Here is a 15,221-nt window from a genome sequence, read left to right as displayed (position 1 = left end):
CTCAGTCGTCGGGGACGGCGAGGGTGAGCCTGGCCAGGCAGGCCGGGTCGGCGATCACGTCGTACGCGGTGATCGTGTCCTGCTCGACCGTGAAGGTGACGGCCAGCAGCACCCGGCCTTCGCGCGTACGTACTTCCGCGAGCTCGGCGTGGCCGAGCAGGACCTGCACGTCGTGCGCGCGGAGTACACCCGGACCCGCGACATCCCGGCGCTGGCCCGGTTCGCCGACCTGACGGTGAGTTCGTACGCCGCCGCCGAGGCGGACGTACGCCGGATTGCCGCCCAGCCGGTCACCCGAGCAGTGACCTCCGCGAGCTAGGACTACGCCGAGTCCTCGCAGGGTTCGTCGGCGTACTGCGCCTGCAGGCGGGCAAGCTCGGCCCGTAGTTCCTCGCGTACGTCGGCATAGGCAGGATGTGCCCACACGTTGGTGAGCTCGGCCGGGTCGCGTTCGAGGTCGAACAGTTCCCACTCCGGCGGCATCGTCCGGTCCGACGCGCCCGGAATCCCGAACCCGCGGGCGTAGTAGTAGATCAGCTTGTACCGCTCGGTACGCACGCCGTAGTGGGCCTCGACGTGGTGCGGGTTGTCGTCGTGTTCCCAGTATCGGTAGTAGATCGAGTCCCGCCAGCCGTCCGGACGCTCGCCCCGCAGCAGCGGCCGCAGGCTCTCGCCCTGCATGCGCGGGTGGGCCTCGATGCCCGCGTAGTCGAGGAACGTCTGCGCGAAGTCGATGTTCAGCGCCATCGCGTCGGTGGCCGACCCGGCCGGCACCTCCGGCGGGTAGCGGACCAGCAGCGGCATCCGCAGCGACTCGTCGTACATGAAGCGCTTGTCGTACCACCCGTGGTCGCCGAGGAAGAAGCCCTGGTCGGAGCTGTACGCCACGATCGTGTCGTCGCGAAGTCCCTCGTCGTCGAGCACGTCCAGCAGCCGGCCGGTGTTCTCGTCGACAGACACCACGCAGCGCAGGTAGTCCTTCAGATACCGCTGGTACGCCCACCGGGTCCGCTCCGGCTCGTCCAGGCCGGGCGGGAACGGCGCCTTGAGGTCGCGCTCGTTCAGGTCGCGGCCGATCCGCATCCGGGCCTCGCGCGCGGCGCGCCCGTGCCCGGCGTGGTCGTCGAACAACGTGGCCGGCTCGGGCAGGTCCTCGTCGGCGAACAGCTTGGCGTGCGCGGTGTCCGGGTCCCAGCTGCGGTGCGGCGCCTTGTGGTGCAGCAGCAGGCAGAACGGCCGGTCCGGGTCGCGCTGCCGGATCCGCTCGATGGCCAGGTCGGTGAGGATCGTGGTGGTGTAGCCGGAGACGGTGCGCCGGCCGTCCTCGGAGATCAGCTCCGGATCCCAGTACGGCCCCTGCCCGTCCAGCACCTCCCAGTAGTCGAAGCCCTGCGGGTCGTGCTCACCGCCGTGGCCGAGGTGCCACTTGCCGGCCAGCCAGGTCTGGTAGCCCGCGTCCCGCAGCATCGACACGAACGTCGGCTGCGCGGCGTCGAAGTGCGTCGACAACGTGCGGACGCCGTTGACGTGGCTGTAGGTGCCGGTGAGGATCGACGCCCGGCTCGGCGCGCACAGCGCGTTCGTGCAGTACGTCGCGTCGAATCGCATGCCCTCCTGTGCCAGCCGGTCGAGGTTCGGCGTCTGCAGCAGGGTGTCGTCGTACGCGGAGAGGGCGTGCGCGGCGTGGTCGTCGGTGAGAACGAGGACGATGTTGGGCCGCTGGTCGCGCTGGTCTCGTCGCTGGTCGGTCGGCACGCGGTTCCTCCGCTCGCGAACTGTCGGGCGGGCGTCGCGGGTCGCCGCTGACCACGCGGGACCGACCCTACGGCCGGCGGGGCGGGGCGCGCGAGGGCGGTGACGCAATCGGACGCCGTCCGCAGCGTTCACGGAGTAGGGGGGCGGGACGCGCGTCGCCACACCCTAGGCGTCGGCGCGGAGCAGGCCGTAGATCACGCCGTCACGCCAGGCGCCGTCGCGCCAGCAGACCTCACGAAGCACACCCTCGCGCCCGAAACCGACCCTCTCCAGGGTGCGGTCCTCGGCGACGTTTCCCGACTCGACGCGGGCCTCGAGCCGGTGCACGGTCGTGTACCTGAACAGGTGGTCGACGAGCACCCGGTGCGCCTGCGCGCCCAGCCCGTTGCCGCGGTGCTCGGGCAGCAGCGCGACACCGACCTCGAAGCAGGCACCCTTGGGTCCGGCGTAGTCCAGTCCGCGCCAGGACACCAGGCCGGCGACCTCCCCGTCCACGACGACGGCCAGAGCGGTGGAGTCCTCGCCCACGTAGCTGTCCTTCTCGAAGCGACGGCGGCGAATCTTCGGATCCACGAACCCGTGCCACTCGAACGCGCCCAGGGCTTCCGGGTCCGTGCACAGGCGATCCAGGACGTCCAGGTCGGCCTCGAGGAAGGCGCGCAGCGACAGTCGTTCGGCCATCGGCCGATCGTAACCGCGCACCCGCCGCCGAGTGCCGCACGCGAGGTCGCCCGGCCGCACGCGAGGCTGCGCGGCCGGACGACCCCGTCCTAGACGTTCCGGGTCTCGACCTTGACCGGTGCGGAGGTCTGGACCTCGACCTGGCCGTTCGCGTCCACCGCGACGGTGACCGGATGCCCGGCGACCCGCAGCCCGCTCACCCGCAGTGGCCACCACGCGGCGAAGTCCGCCGCCGGCGCGACTCGCAGCGTTCCGCCGGGCACGTCCGGCTCCAGCCCGAGCGCGGCGGTGAGCATCACCACCGCGGCTGCCGCCGACCACGCCTGTGGCCGGCACGAGGCGGGGTAGGCGAGCACCGCGTCCCCGGCGTGGGCGTCGGTGCCGGCGAAGAGTTCCGGCAGGCGGTACGCGAAGTCCGGCGCGGTCCGCAGCAGCCCGGACGCCAGCGAGGCCGCGACCCGATGGTGGCCCGCCCGGGACAGCCCGAGTACGCCGATCGCGGTGTCGTGCGGCCAGACCGAGCCGGAGTGGTAGCCGAGCGGGTTGAACCCGGCCGCGTCGGCGCTCATCGTGCGCAGGCCGTAGCCGCTGTCCAGGTCGGACTCGGCCATCCGGGCCGCGACCCGCGCGGACTCCTCGGGGTTGAGCAGGCCGGTGCCGAGCAGGTGGCCGAGGTTGGAGGTCGCCGTGTCGACCGGCCGCTTCGCGCCGTCCAGTGCGATCGCGGGGAAGGAGCCGCGCCGGTCCGACACCCAGAACGTCGTACGGAAGCGCTCGCGCATCGCCTCCGCCCAGTCCCGCAGCCGCTCCGCGCCTGGCCGGCCGAACGCCTCGAGCAGGGCGGCGCCGCCGATGGCCGCCTCGTGGGCGTACGCCTGCGCCTCGCTGAGCGCGATCGACGGGTCGGCGATGGTGCCGTCGGGGAACTGGATGGAGTCGTTGGAGTCCTTCCACCCCTGGTTGGCCAGGCCGTGCCCGGACTCGTCGATGTACTCCAGGAAGCCGTCACCGTCGGCGTCGGCGTCCCCGGTCAGCCAGCCCAGCGCCGCCTCCAGCGGGTCGAGCAGGTCGGCGACCTCGGCGGCCGGCATGCCCCAGCGCCAGGCGTCGTGCAGGAGCGAGATCCACAGCGCGGTGGCATCGATCGTCCCGAAGTACAGCGGCGGGAGCCCGCCGGGACCGCCGACGGCCAGGGCGTCCTGGCGTACCTCGTGCAGGATCTTGCCCGGGGCCTCGGCGGTGTCCGGGTCGAGCCGGGTGCCCTGGCGGCGGGCCAGGGTGTGCAGCGTGCCGCGGGCGAGGTCGGTGCCGAGTGGCAGGGTGAGCCGGGCCGCCCACAGCGAGTCCCGGCCGAACAACGTGAAGAACCACGGGCTGCCGGCGGCGAGGAACACATCGCCCGGCGCCATCGGGTCGGCGAGTGCGAGCGCGGCCAGGTCCTCGACGCTGCGGTCGACCAGCCGTACCAGCTCGGCCGGGCCGGAGACGTCGACCTCGGACCAGCCGGGTCCGTCGGCCGCGGGCAGGAACGCACTGGTGGCGGTCACGGTGGCGGTGCCTGCGGAGGCCCGCTCGACGGTGAGCCGAAGCGTGGTCGACCAGCGGGTACGCGCGGGCAGCCGGACCCGCCAGGCGAACACCGCGTGGCCCTCGGCGTCGGTCTCGTACGTGACCGGCGTCCGCTCGTCCGACTCCGCTCCCACACCGTCCGCGGCCGTCAGCGTCACCCGGACGTCCTCGCCGGCCCAGGCGCAGGTGCCCGACCCCGCCGCGGCCAGTGGCGCGAGGTCCGGCCGGCCGCCGCGTCGTACGTCGTCCATGGCGGCGAGGTCGGACCCGGCCCGCACCCGGACGGTGCAGTCCACCGCGGTCCGGGCCACGTTGACCAGCGTCAGGTCCTCCTCGATGCCGTCCGGGTTGGCCCGGCGTTCGCGCTCCACCCGGACCGTCGAGTCGGCCCCCGGGTCGCCCAGGCCGCGCGCCACGCTCACGAACCGTGCCGTACCGGCGTCGTGGAGGGCGTGCCCGACCGGCGTCGGCTCGACACCGTTCACGTCGACCAGCAGGGTGGACAGGGCGCGCCGGTCGTTCAGGAGGATCCCCTGGACGCCGCCGGGCCGGATCTGCCCGTCCTGGTCGGACAACACGACTGCGGGGGCGTGCACGCAGCTGATCAGCTCGTGCAGGAACGGTTGCGGCATCGGCGTCTCCTCACCACGGGGCGGTCCTTCCGGCGGCCCGTTCCCGACCCGATCCCGATCGTTCCTTATCGTTATCGATCTGATCTTGGACGGGGACTGGCGCCCGAACCGGTTGGCGCAGGATTGTGTCCTACGTTCGGTCCGCCAGTGTGGCCGGTCCGACCGTCAGGCCCGTCGGCGGGACCGGCTCCGCCTTCGTGGGCGCGCCGGGCGTACGGACTGAACGCCGGGCCGGGCGGGTAGCGTCTCCACACAACGCCCGCGGGCACATACCGCGGGAACACACGTGAAAAGCACCGCCGTCCCCGAGCGTGGGTGAGGACGTGATGACAGACGCCGTGCGGTACGACCGGGACGCCGACGGTGTCGTCACGCTGACGCTCGACCAGCCGGGCCAGTCGGCCAACGTCATGAACGCCGACTACATGACGGCCATGGGCGCGGCGGTGGACCGGCTCGAACGCGACCGCGACGCCGGCGAGCTGCGTGGGGTGATCCTTACCTCGGCCAAGTCGACCTTCTTCGCCGGCGGCGACCTGGACATGCTGCGCGACGTCGACCGCAGCGATCTCACGGAGTTCCGCGGCTTCCTCTCCCAGGTCAAGGCGCAGTTGCGCCGGCTCGAACGCCTCGGCCGTCCCGTGGTCGCCGCGATCAACGGATCCGCGCTCGGCGGCGGCCTGGAGATCGCGCTGGCCTGCCACCACCGGATCGCGCTGGACGACCCGGCGGTCCGGATCGGCTTTCCCGAGGTGACGCTGGGGCTGTTGCCCGGTGGCGGCGGCATCGTCCGGTCCGTCCGGCTGCTCGGCCTCACCGCCGCGCTGCCGCTGCTGGTCGAGGGCACCCAGTTCGGCCCTGGTGCGGCCGCCAAGGCGGGGCTGGTCGACGAGCTCGCCGCGACGCCCGAGGACGTGCTCGCCCGGGCCCGCGCCTGGATCGACGCCCGGGCCGCCGAGTCCGAGGGGCCGGTCCAGCCCTGGGATCGCAGGGGGTTCGGGGTGCCAGGTCAGCCCGCCGACGCCCAGGGGTACGCCGCGCTGTCCGCCGCCCCGGCGATGCTGACCAGCCGTACGCACGGCGCCTACCCCGCGCCCGAACGCATCCTGGCCGCCGCCGTCGAGGGCAGCTTCGTCGACGTCGACACCGCACTGGAGATCGAGACCAGGTACTTCCTGGACCTGGTGACCGGCCAGGTCGCGAAGAACATGATCGGCACGCTGTGGTTCGGCCGGAACGAGGTGGCCCGTGGCGCCTCCAAGCCGCCCGGCTACGAGAAGCGGCCGGTCCGCACGCTCGGCGTACTGGGCGCGGGGATGATGGGCGCCGGGATCGCCCACGTCAGTGCTTACGCCGGTATCGACGTCGTGCTCGCCGACGTGACCGTCGACCTGGCCCGCGCCGGCCGGGACCGGATCGCCGCGCTGTTGGAGGAACGCGTGGCGAAGGGCCGGCTCACGCCCGGTCGCAGGGACGAGGTGCTGTCCAGGATCACGGTCACCGACACCGGGCCGGGCATGGTCGCGCTGGCCGAGTGCGACCTGGTGGTGGAGGCGGTGTTCGAGGACCGCGCGGTGAAGAACGCCGTGCACGCCGCCGCCGAGCGCGCCGCGCCCCGGGCCTTCCTCGCGTCCAACACCTCGACGCTGCCCATCACCGGCCTCGCCGCGGCGGTGCGCGCACCGGACCGCTTCGTCGGGCTGCACTTCTTCTCACCCGTCCACCGGATGCCGCTGGTGGAGATCATCCGCGGTGAGCAGACCTCGCCGGTGACGCTGGCCGCGGCTTTCGACTTCGTACGCCAGATCGGCAAGCTGCCGATCATCGTCGACGACGGCCGCGGCTTCTTCACCTCCCGGGTGTTCGGCACCTACGTCACCGAGGGCATCGCCATGGTGGTCGAGGGCGTACCACCGGCCGTGGTTGAGAACGCCGCGAGGACGGCGGGGTTCCCGGTCGGTCCGCTGGCCGTCGCCGACGAGGTGAGTCTCACTCTGCTGGCCCGGGTGCGGGCGCAGGAGGTGGCCGACCTCGCGGCGGAGGGGCGTACGCCCGCACCGCATCCGGCGTACGACGTGATCGACGCGATGGTGGGTGAGCTCGACCGGCCCGGCAAGGGCGGCGGCGCCGGTTTCTACGACTACCGGAACGAGAGTGACGGAGGCGACGGAGGGAAACGGCTGTGGCCGGAGCTGGCGGAGCGGTTCGCCACCGGGCCGGGTGCGGTGCCGGTCGGTGACGTCGCCGACCGGTTGCTGTTCGTCCAGGCGCTGGAGGCGTTGCGCTGCCTGAACGAGGGGGTCGTCCAGACCGCTCGCGACGCCAACGTCGGGACCGTCTTCGGGATCGGCTTCCCGGCCTGGACCGGCGGTGCCGCGCAGTTCGTCTCGGCCTGTGGCGGGCCCGCGGTGTTCACGGCGCGTGCCAAGGAGCTGATGGCGCGTTACGGCGACCGGTTCCAGCCACCACCCATCAAGTGGTGAGACTTGTTTGCCCCCAATCAAGCCTCCTGCCTGGATAATGACGCCCCCGGACTTCGGTCCCTGTGAGTACCGGAGGGAAACATGCTGGTTCTCACGCTTGATCAGCGCGGCAGCCGCAACGGCGTCGACAAGATCGACGGTTTGCTCGCCCGGTTGCGGGCCAACCCGGCGTCCAAACGGTTCGTCCGCGACTTCGAACGCACGGCGGGGGACGAGGTGCAGGGGTTGCTCAACCATCCCGACGACGCCGTCGACGTCGTGCTCGAGGTCGTCCGGGCCGGCGACTGGTGGGCAGGAGTGGGGGTGGGGCCGGTCCGCGAACCCATCCCGGCGAGTGTGCGCGCGTCCACCGGTCCGGCGTTCATCAACGCCCGGGAGGCGGTCGAGCGGGCGAAGAACACCCCGTCCCGGCTGGCCGTGGTCGGGCCCGACCCCCGTACGGCCGCCGAGGCGGAGTCCCTGCTGGCACTGCTGTCCGCGGTGGTGCAGCGCCGCACCGGCCCCGGCTGGGAGGTGGTCGACCTGATCAGGCAGGGGCTACCCCAGAAGGACATCGCGACCGACCTCAAGATCAGCCCGCAGGCGGTGAGCCAGCGCCTGCGCACCGCCCTGTGGCAGGAGGAACGCGGGGCCCGGCCGCTGGCGGCCAGGCTGCTCACCCAGGCCGACGAGGCGGGCCGGGCGAGCCGCGGTCCGGCGTCCACCTCCGGCCGCGACTGAAACGTACGCAGAGCACCCGGGAGGGCTGAGCACCTGTCAAAGTACGCAGAGCGCCTGTCAGAGTACGGAGAGCACCTGCCGACGGGAGACGGGGAGACAGGGGAGGGGACGAGGTGAGTTCCGGATGAACGTGTGGGGCGACCTGGCGCTCGTCGTACTCGCCCTCCTCGCCGTGGTCGCCGTCGGTTCCTGGGTGCCGTCGGTCCACGACCGGGTCGAGCAGCTGCCCTGGTGGCTGGTCGCCTTCGTACCCGCGGGCCTGCTCGGACTGGCCGCCCTGTGCGCCAGCGGGATGACCGGCGCCCCCTCGCACGAGATCCGGGTGCTCGCCGTCGTGCTGAGCGTCGCGGTGGCGATCTCCGGCGGCGAGCCGGTGACCCGCGCCATCCTGCGCGGCGCCGGCGAGTCCGGGATCCCCGACATCACCCGTCCGGTCGCGCCGGCGCCGACGCCGTTGCCGGGCGAGGGTACGGACGCCGGGACGTCCGGCGGTCCGGGTGCGGCCGCGGGTACGCCCGGTCGGCCCGACGGGGGAGCGCTCGCGGGTACCGGCGCCCGTCCGTCCGGCGGCGACCCTCTGTCCGGCGTGGCCGCCGAGCGGGGCCTGCCCGGCACCGGCGGACTCCCCGCCGGGGTGCCCGGCGCGGGACGGAGCATCACCGGGACGGAGACGCCGCGCCGGTCGGGCCGGGTGCGCACCGGCCGTCCCGTACTCCGCGGCGGCGCCTGGATCGGCGTCCTCGAACGCGCGGCGATCGCGAGCTGCCTGCTGGTGGGGTACGGCGAGGGCGTCGCGGTGGTCCTCGCCGTGAAGGGCCTGGGCCGCTACCCCGACCTTCGAGCCTCCGGTGCCGCCGAGCGGTTCATCATCGGCACGTTCGCCAGCCTGCTGTGGGCCGGCGGCGCCGCGGGTATCGGCCTGCTCCTGCAACGACCCTGACCCGCGTACGCCCGCCGGCGCCGACGGTTTACGCCACCGGCCGGGCACGGCAGGATCGAGACCATGCGGGCCCACGGCTACTTCGACGCCGACCACGACGCCTTCCGGGAATCGTTTCGTACGTTCTGCGCCCGGGAGGTCGTGCCCCGCCAGCCCGGCTGGGACAAGGCCGGCCTGGTCGACCGGGACGTCTGGCTGGCCGCCGGGCGGCAGGGGTTCCTGGTGCCCGCCGCCGACGAGGCGTACGGCGGGCTCGGCGTCACCGACCTGCGCTACGAGCAGGTGATGGTCGAGGAGCTCGCCGCGGTGCACGAGTCCGGCTTCGGGCTCGGCCTGCACAACGGCGTCGTCGCGCCGTACCTCCTGCACGCGGCCACCCGCAGCCAGAAGCGCAGGTTCCTCACCCGTGCGATCACCGGCGAGGCCGTGCTGGCGATCGCGATCACCGAACCCGAGGCCGGCTCGGACGCCGCCGCGCTGCGCACCCGGGCCGTGGAGGACGGCGACCACTGGGTGCTGGACGGTGCGAAGACGTTCATCTCCAACGGCATCACCGCCGACCTCGTTCTCGTCGCCGCGCGCACCGAACCCGACCGGCGGCACGGCATCGGGCTGTTCGTCGTGGAGAGCGGCACGCCCGGCTTCACCCGTGGCCGCAAGCTCGACAAGCTGGGGTTGCGTACGCAGGACACCGCGGAGCTGTACTTCGACGGCTGCCGCGTTCCCAAGGAGAACGTGCTCGGCCACCCGGGCGAGGGGTTCGTCCAGCTGACCCGGCAGTTCGCCCAGGAACGCCTGGTGGTCGCGATGAGTGCGGTCGCCAGCGCGGAGGTCGCGCTGCGGGACACGATCGCGTACGTGCGGGAACGCCAGGCGTTCGGCCGGCCGCTGTCGGCGTTCCAGGACACGAGGTTCCGGCTCGCCTCGCTGCGCACCGAGGTGGACGTGGCGCAGGCGTACGTCGACCAGTGCGTGCTCGCCGCCAACGCCGGTGCGCTGGACGCGCCGTCGGCGGCTCAGGCCAAGCTGTTCGCGACCGAGATGCTCGGCCGGGTCGTCGACGACTGCGTGCAGATGCACGGCGGGTACGGCTACATGTGGGAGTACCCCATCTGCCGGGCGTACGCCGACGCGCGGGTGCAGCGCATCTACGCCGGCACCTCCGAGATCATGAAGGACATCATCAGCCGGGCCATGCTGGGGCAGGTCTCGAAGGGGGCCGCCGACCCTTCCGGGGAGTAAGCCGTGCCGCGCGGGAATGATGGGCGGATGAGTGGCCCACTGACCGGCGTACGCGTGCTGGAGTTCACCAACCTCGCCCCGGTGCCGTTCGCGGCGACGATGCTGGCCGACCTCGGCGCCGACGTGGTGCGGGTGGACCGGCACGACGCGGTGACCGGCGGGCCGGGGCGACCGGGCGACCCGCTGGCGCGGGGCCGGCGGTCGATCGCCCTCGACCTCAAGCACCCGGAGGCGATCGCGGTCGCGCTCCGGCTGGCCGAGTCCGCCGACGTGCTGGTCGAGGGCTTCCGTCCGGGCGTGTGCGAGCGCCTCGGCATCGGACCGGACGCCTGCCTGGACGCCAACCCGCGGCTGGTCTACGCCCGGATCAGCGGGTGGGGCCAGGACGGCCCGGGTGCGAAGGAGGCCGGGCACGACCTGGACTACCTCGCGGTGTCCGGGGCGCTGGCGCCGATCGGCCCGGCGGGCGCACCGCCCACCCCGCCGCTGAACTACGTCGCCGACTTCGCCGGCGGCGGCATGCTCGCGGTCGTCGGCATCCTCGCCGCCCTGTGGGAACGCGAACGCTCCGGCCGCGGCCAGGTCGTGGACGCCGCGATGGTCGAGGGCGCCGCGCTGCTGTCGGCGCAACTGCACGGACTGCTCGCCGACGGCATGTGGACCGGGCCGCGCGGCGGTAACCTGCTCGACGGCGGCGCGCCGTTCTACCGCTGCTACACGTGTGCGGACGACCGCTTCGTCGCGGTGGCCGCGCTGGAGCCGCGCTTCTACGCGGCACTTCTCGCCGGGCTGGGGCTGGTCGACGAGGACCTGCCCGGACAGTACGACGAGGCGGGCTGGCCGCTGCTGCACGAGACGTTCGCGGCGGTGCTGGCCACCGGCACCCGGGACGAGTGGGCCGAACGCTTCGCCGGCACCGACGCCTGTGTCACCCCGGTGCTCGACCCGGCCGAGGCGCCGCACCATCCGCAGGCGGCCGCGCGGCGGTCGTTCGTGAACGTCGGCGGACAGGTCCAGCCGGCCCCCGCGCCCCGGCTGTCCCGGACGCCGAGCGGGGTGCAGGGCCCGGCGCCGGTGCCGGGCGCCCACACCCGGGAGGTGCTCGCCGGTGCGGGGTTCGGCGAGGCGGAGATCGGCGAACTCGTCCGGTCCGGCGCGGTCGCCGTCGAACGGTGACGGCCCGCGACCAACCCTGTGACCAGCGCGGATAGTCGGGTGTCCGACCATCCCTTCGGACGTCCGACAAACTGTGGGAGCCGAACGACTTCGGTTGCGGCTAACCGTGGGATCCGACATGGTGCGGTCTGGTCAGGAGGGCAGATCCTGGACGGACAACCCAGGCGGGAACGCTTGGGACGACCTGGCGCACCGGGGTTCGGGTGCGTCGAGCGGGCGCTGTCGGTACGTTAGGTGGCACGGCTGTGCGATCGTTCACAGCCGTGCGTGTCGGACGTTGGTCGCGCCCACCGGTGGCGACGAGTCGGACACGACTTGAGCTCCGGCCCGGTGGCGGCGACCCCGCCCACCGATGGACTGAAGGAGTGCACGGTGACGGAAGGCACGTTGGGGGCCCCGGCGGGTGAGCCCGACCTCGTCCAGCTGCTCACGCCCGAGGGCGAGCGCTGCGAGCATCCCGACTACGCGTTCGACCTGGACGACGAGGCCGTCAGAGGCTTCTACCGTGACATGGTGCTCACCCGGCGCATCGACGCCGAGGCGATCGCCCTCCAGCGGCAGGGTGAGCTCGGCATCTGGGCGTCGCTGCTCGGCCAGGAGGCCGCACAGATCGGCTCCGGCCGCGCGGTCCGGCAGCAGGACTTCATCTTTCCCACCTACCGCGAGCACGGTGTCGCGTGGTGCCGCGGCGTCGATCCGCTGGCGCTGATCAGCCTGTTCCGTGGCGTCGACCACGGCGGGTGGGACCCGGCCGACGTCAACTTCCACCTCTACACGATCGTCATCGGCGCGCAGACGCTGCACGCGACCGGCTACGCCATGGGCATGCAGCGCGACGGCTGCGTCGGCACCGGCGACCCGGAGCGGGACGCGGCGGTGCTCGCCTACTTCGGTGACGGGGCCAGCGCCCAGGGCGACGTGAACGAGTCGTTCATCTGGTCCGCGGTGTTCAACACCCCGACCGTCTACTTCCTGCAGAACAACCAGTGGGCCATCTCCGCGCCACAGGAGAAGCAGTCCCGGATCCCGCTCTACCGCCGGGCCGCGGGCTTCGGCTTCCCCGGCGTACGCGTCGACGGCAACGACGTCCTCGCCTGCTATGCCGTCACCAAGGCGGCGCTGCAGCAGGCCCGCGACGGCGGCGGCCCGACGCTGATCGAGGCCTTCACCTACCGCATGGGCGCGCACACCACCACCGACGACCCGACGCGGTACCGCCTGCAGGACGAGCTGGAGCACTGGAAACTCAAGGACCCGCTGGCCAGGGTCAAGGCGTACCTCACCCGCAACGCCCTGATCGACGACGCGTTCATCTCCGACCTGGACACCGAGGCCGACGACCTCGCCGCGCACGTCCGCGCCGGCACCCTGGCCATGCCCGAACCCGACCTCGCGGCGACGTTCGACCGGGTGTACGCCGAGATGACCCCGGAGCTGCGGGCCCAGCAGGAGTGGTTCCGCGAATACCACGCGTCCTTCCACACGGCCGACGGCGGCGCGCCCCACGCGGAGGTGACCCGATGACCGCGCTCACCCTGGCCAAGAGCCTGAACGCCGGCCTGCGCCGCGCCATGGAGGACGACCCCAAGGTCGTCATCATGGGCGAGGACATCGGCCGGCTCGGCGGCGTCTTCCGGGTCACCGACGGACTCCAGAAGGACTTCGGCGAGGACCGCGTGATCGACACGCCGCTGGCGGAGTCCGGCATCGTCGGCACCGCCATCGGCCTCGCGTTGCGGGGTTACCGGCCGATCTGCGAGATCCAGTTCGACGGCTTCGTCTACCCCGCGTACGACCAGATCGTCAGCCAGGTCGCCAAGATGCGGTTCCGCTCCCAGGGCCGGCTGGCGGTCCCGATGGTGATCCGGATCCCGTTCGGCGGCGGCATCGGCGCGGTCGAGCACCACTCGGAGTCCCCCGAGGCCTACTTCGCCCACACCGCCGGCCTGAAGGTCGTCGCCTGCGCGAGCCCCGGCGACGCGTACTGGATGATCCAGCAGTCCGTGGCCAGCGACGACCCGGTGATCTTCCTCGAGCCGAAGCGCCGCTACTACGAGAAGGCCGAGGTCGACACCGAGGCCACCGAGGCGCCGTACCCGCTGTTCGCGTCCCGGGTCGTCCGCGACGGCACCGACGCGGTGCTGCTGGCGTACGGGCCGATGGTCAAGACCTGCCTGGAGGCCGCACAGGCCGCCGCCGAGGAGGGCAAGAACCTCGCCGTGGTCGACCTGCGCACGCTGTCGCCGCTCGACCTGGACCCCGTGTACGAGCTGGTACGCCGGACCGGGCGCGTCGTCACCGTGCACGAGGCGCCGATCACCGGCGGCCTGGGCGCCGAGCTCGCCACCAGGATCACCGAAGAGTGCTTCTACTCTCTGCAGGCACCGGTGCGGCGGGTGGGCGGGTTCGACACGCCGTACCCCCCGGCCCGGGCGGAGGAGGACTTCCTGCCCAACCTGGACCGCATCCTCGACGCGGTCGACCGCGTACTCGCCTACTGAGGGCCCGAACGTACGAAGGGAAGGTCCATGACCGAAGCGCGCGAGTTCCGGCTCCCCGACGTCGGTGAGGGGCTGGTCGAGGCCGAGATCGTGTCCTGGCGGGTCAAGCCGGGTGACGAGGTGAAGATCAACGACGTCGTGGTCGAGATCGAGACCGCGAAGTCGCTGGTCGAGCTGCCGTGCCCGTACGCCGGGACGATCGCCGAACTGCTGGTGCCCGAGGGTCAGGTCGTCCCGGTCGGTACGCCGATCATCCGGGTGGCCGCGCCCGGCACCGCGGTCGCTCCGGGGTCGGCCGCTCCGGCCGCCGCGGCTGCTCCCGCTCCCGCGGCCCCGGCGTCCTCGGCTCCGCAGGCGTCGGGGGCCGCTGTCGCCGGTGCGTTCGACGTCGCGGCCGGGACCTCGGGCGCGACCACCGAGAAGGCCGCGGCCGCCGACGAGCAGAAGACCAGCATGCTCGTCGGGTACGGCCCGCGTACGACCTCCGCCCGTCGGCGCCCACGTACCGGCACGCCCGCGCCCACCCCCGCGGCCGCAACTCCAGCCGCTCCCGCGCCCACCGCTCCCGCCGTACCCACTCCCGCGCCCGTGGCTCCGGCGCCCGCCAGCCCCGGCGTGCTCGCCAAGCCGCCGGTCCGCAAGCTCGCCAAGGACCTCGGCGTCGACCTCACCAGGGTGCCGCCGACCGGCCCGAACGGCACCGTCAGCCGGGCCGACGTGGAGGCCTTCGCCGCCGGTACGACAGCGGCGGCTGGTACGACGGCCGCCGTCCCGGCCGAGCCCGCCCAGGCCGCGACCGCGCCGGCCGTACCCTCCGCCGGCGAGACCCGGATCCCCGTACGCGGGGTACGCCGGTCCACCGCGCAGGCCGTCACCCGGAGCGCGTTCACCGCCCCGCACGTGACCGAGTGGGTCAGCGTCGACGCCACCGCGACGATGGAACTGCTGGACCGGCTGCGCGCCCGCCGTGACTTCGCCGACGTCCGGCTGTCCCCGCTGGTCGTGGTCGCCAAGGCCTGCCTGCTCGCGCTCCGGCGTACGCCCGAACTCAACGCGACCTGGGACGAGCCGGCCGGCGAGATCGTCCTCAAGCACGACGTCAACCTCGGCATCGCCGCCGCGACGCCGCGCGGGCTGATGGTGCCGCACATCAAGCGCGCCGACCGGATGCCGCTGGCCGACCTGGCCCGGTCGCTGACCGAGCTGACCCAGACCGCCCGCGCCGGCAAGACGCCGCCCGCGGACATGCTGGGTACGACGTTCACGATCACCAACGTCGGCGTGTTCGGCGTCGACGGCGGCACCCCGATCCTGAACCCCGGCGAGTCCGGGATCCTCGCCGTCGGCGCGATCCGCAAGCAGCCGTGGGTCGTCGACGACGAGGTGGTCCCGCGCTGGGTGGCCACGCTCTCACTGTCGTTCGACCACCGCATCGTCGACGGCGAACAGGGCTCGCGCTTCCTGATGGACGTCGCGAGCATCCTGGAGGACCCCGCCTCCGCTCTGCTGCTCGCGTAGGCGG

13 protein-coding genes are annotated in these 15,221 nt (G+C 72.9%); 9 read left to right on the top strand and 4 right to left on the bottom strand.

The window, feature by feature from the left end; genetic code table 11:
* Nucleotide 1: 1 nt before the first annotated feature.
* The gene (locus F4554_RS31225) at nucleotides 2-169 is read right to left on the bottom strand and encodes a hypothetical protein (protein WP_179791164.1); all 168 of its coding nucleotides are present in this window, start codon (nucleotides 167-169) and stop codon (nucleotides 2-4) included.
* Between F4554_RS31225 and F4554_RS31220 the strand changes: the two genes are divergently transcribed.
* The gene (locus tag F4554_RS31220; RefSeq protein WP_179791163.1) at nucleotides 149-319 is read left to right on the top strand and encodes a hypothetical protein; all 171 of its coding nucleotides are present in this window, start codon (nucleotides 149-151) and stop codon (nucleotides 317-319) included. The genes F4554_RS31225 and F4554_RS31220 overlap by 21 nt on opposite strands.
* A 2-nt stretch (nucleotides 320-321) precedes the next feature.
* On the opposite strand, the gene F4554_RS31215 is transcribed toward F4554_RS31220, so the two are convergent.
* From F4554_RS31215 to F4554_RS31205, 3 genes are all read right to left on the bottom strand, one after another.
* Nucleotides 322-1,755, bottom strand: coding sequence for a sulfatase/phosphatase domain-containing protein (locus F4554_RS31215; RefSeq protein ID WP_179791162.1), 1,434 nt, complete (start codon nucleotides 1,753-1,755; stop codon nucleotides 322-324).
* Between the two features lie 165 nt (nucleotides 1,756-1,920).
* Nucleotides 1,921-2,436 carry a GNAT family N-acetyltransferase gene (locus tag F4554_RS31210; RefSeq protein WP_202889541.1) on the bottom strand — a complete coding sequence of 172 codons (516 nt, stop codon included), beginning with the start codon at nucleotides 2,434-2,436 and terminating at the stop codon, nucleotides 1,921-1,923.
* Nucleotides 2,437-2,525: 89 nt separating this feature from the next.
* The gene (locus F4554_RS31205; RefSeq protein WP_179791161.1) at nucleotides 2,526-4,637 is read right to left on the bottom strand and encodes an amylo-alpha-1,6-glucosidase; all 2,112 of its coding nucleotides are present in this window, start codon (nucleotides 4,635-4,637) and stop codon (nucleotides 2,526-2,528) included.
* Between the two features lie 326 nt (nucleotides 4,638-4,963).
* On the opposite strand from F4554_RS31205, the gene F4554_RS31200 reads away from it, so the two are divergent.
* From F4554_RS31200 to F4554_RS31165, 8 genes are all read left to right on the top strand, one after another.
* Nucleotides 4,964-7,120, top strand: coding sequence for a 3-hydroxyacyl-CoA dehydrogenase NAD-binding domain-containing protein (locus F4554_RS31200; protein ID WP_202889540.1), 2,157 nt, complete (start codon nucleotides 4,964-4,966; stop codon nucleotides 7,118-7,120).
* A gap of 81 nt (nucleotides 7,121-7,201) precedes the next feature.
* Nucleotides 7,202-7,840 carry a hypothetical protein gene (locus F4554_RS31195; protein ID WP_179791159.1) on the top strand — a complete coding sequence of 213 codons (639 nt, stop codon included), beginning with the start codon at nucleotides 7,202-7,204 and terminating at the stop codon, nucleotides 7,838-7,840.
* 124 nt (nucleotides 7,841-7,964) lie between these two features.
* Nucleotides 7,965-8,780: a hypothetical protein gene (locus F4554_RS31680; RefSeq protein WP_202889539.1), complete on the top strand. Its 816-nt coding sequence runs from the start codon at nucleotides 7,965-7,967 to the stop codon at nucleotides 8,778-8,780.
* A gap of 63 nt (nucleotides 8,781-8,843) precedes the next feature.
* Nucleotides 8,844-10,022, top strand: a complete 1,179-nt coding sequence (locus F4554_RS31185; RefSeq protein ID WP_179791158.1) for an acyl-CoA dehydrogenase family protein — start codon at nucleotides 8,844-8,846, stop codon at nucleotides 10,020-10,022.
* 27 nt (nucleotides 10,023-10,049) lie between these two features.
* Nucleotides 10,050-11,198, top strand: a complete 1,149-nt coding sequence (locus F4554_RS31180; protein ID WP_179791157.1) for a CaiB/BaiF CoA transferase family protein — start codon at nucleotides 10,050-10,052, stop codon at nucleotides 11,196-11,198.
* Nucleotides 11,199-11,570: 372 nt separating this feature from the next.
* On the top strand, nucleotides 11,571-12,722 hold the full coding sequence (gene pdhA, locus F4554_RS31175) for a pyruvate dehydrogenase (acetyl-transferring) E1 component subunit alpha (RefSeq protein ID WP_337796275.1): 1,152 nt from the start codon (nucleotides 11,571-11,573) through the stop codon (nucleotides 12,720-12,722).
* On the top strand, nucleotides 12,719-13,699 hold the full coding sequence (locus F4554_RS31170) for an alpha-ketoacid dehydrogenase subunit beta (RefSeq protein WP_179791156.1): 981 nt from the start codon (nucleotides 12,719-12,721) through the stop codon (nucleotides 13,697-13,699). Before pdhA ends, F4554_RS31170 begins: the two co-directional genes overlap by 4 nt.
* Before the next feature lie 27 nt (nucleotides 13,700-13,726).
* Entirely contained in the window at nucleotides 13,727-15,217 is a 1,491-nt protein-coding gene (locus F4554_RS31165; RefSeq protein ID WP_179791155.1) for a dihydrolipoamide acetyltransferase family protein, read from the top strand.
* The last annotated feature ends 4 nt before the right edge of the window (nucleotides 15,218-15,221 follow it).

This window comes from Actinopolymorpha rutila (genome assembly GCF_013407855.1).
GTDB lineage: Bacteria > Actinomycetota > Actinomycetes > Propionibacteriales > Actinopolymorphaceae > Actinopolymorpha > Actinopolymorpha rutila.
This window is presented reverse-complemented; position numbering and strand designations above follow the sequence as displayed.

What these genes read in the sequence shown, in the direction of transcription:
- F4554_RS31210 (WP_202889541.1), bottom strand. Translation starts at nt 2,436, where the DNA reads ATGGCCGAACGACTGTCGCTGCGCGCCTTCCTCGAGGCCGACCTGGAC.
- F4554_RS31205 (WP_179791161.1), bottom strand. Translation starts at nt 4,637, where the DNA reads ATGCCGCAACCGTTCCTGCACGAGCTGATCAGCTGCGTGCACGCCCCC.
- F4554_RS31200 (WP_202889540.1), top strand. Translation starts at nt 4,964, where the DNA reads ATGACAGACGCCGTGCGGTACGACCGGGACGCCGACGGTGTCGTCACG.
- F4554_RS31195 (WP_179791159.1), top strand. Translation starts at nt 7,202, where the DNA reads ATGCTGGTTCTCACGCTTGATCAGCGCGGCAGCCGCAACGGCGTCGAC.
- F4554_RS31680 (WP_202889539.1), top strand. Translation starts at nt 7,965, where the DNA reads ATGAACGTGTGGGGCGACCTGGCGCTCGTCGTACTCGCCCTCCTCGCC.
- F4554_RS31185 (WP_179791158.1), top strand. Translation starts at nt 8,844, where the DNA reads ATGCGGGCCCACGGCTACTTCGACGCCGACCACGACGCCTTCCGGGAA.
- F4554_RS31180 (WP_179791157.1), top strand. Translation starts at nt 10,050, where the DNA reads ATGAGTGGCCCACTGACCGGCGTACGCGTGCTGGAGTTCACCAACCTC.
- F4554_RS31170 (WP_179791156.1), top strand. Translation starts at nt 12,719, where the DNA reads ATGACCGCGCTCACCCTGGCCAAGAGCCTGAACGCCGGCCTGCGCCGC.
- F4554_RS31165 (WP_179791155.1), top strand. Translation starts at nt 13,727, where the DNA reads ATGACCGAAGCGCGCGAGTTCCGGCTCCCCGACGTCGGTGAGGGGCTG.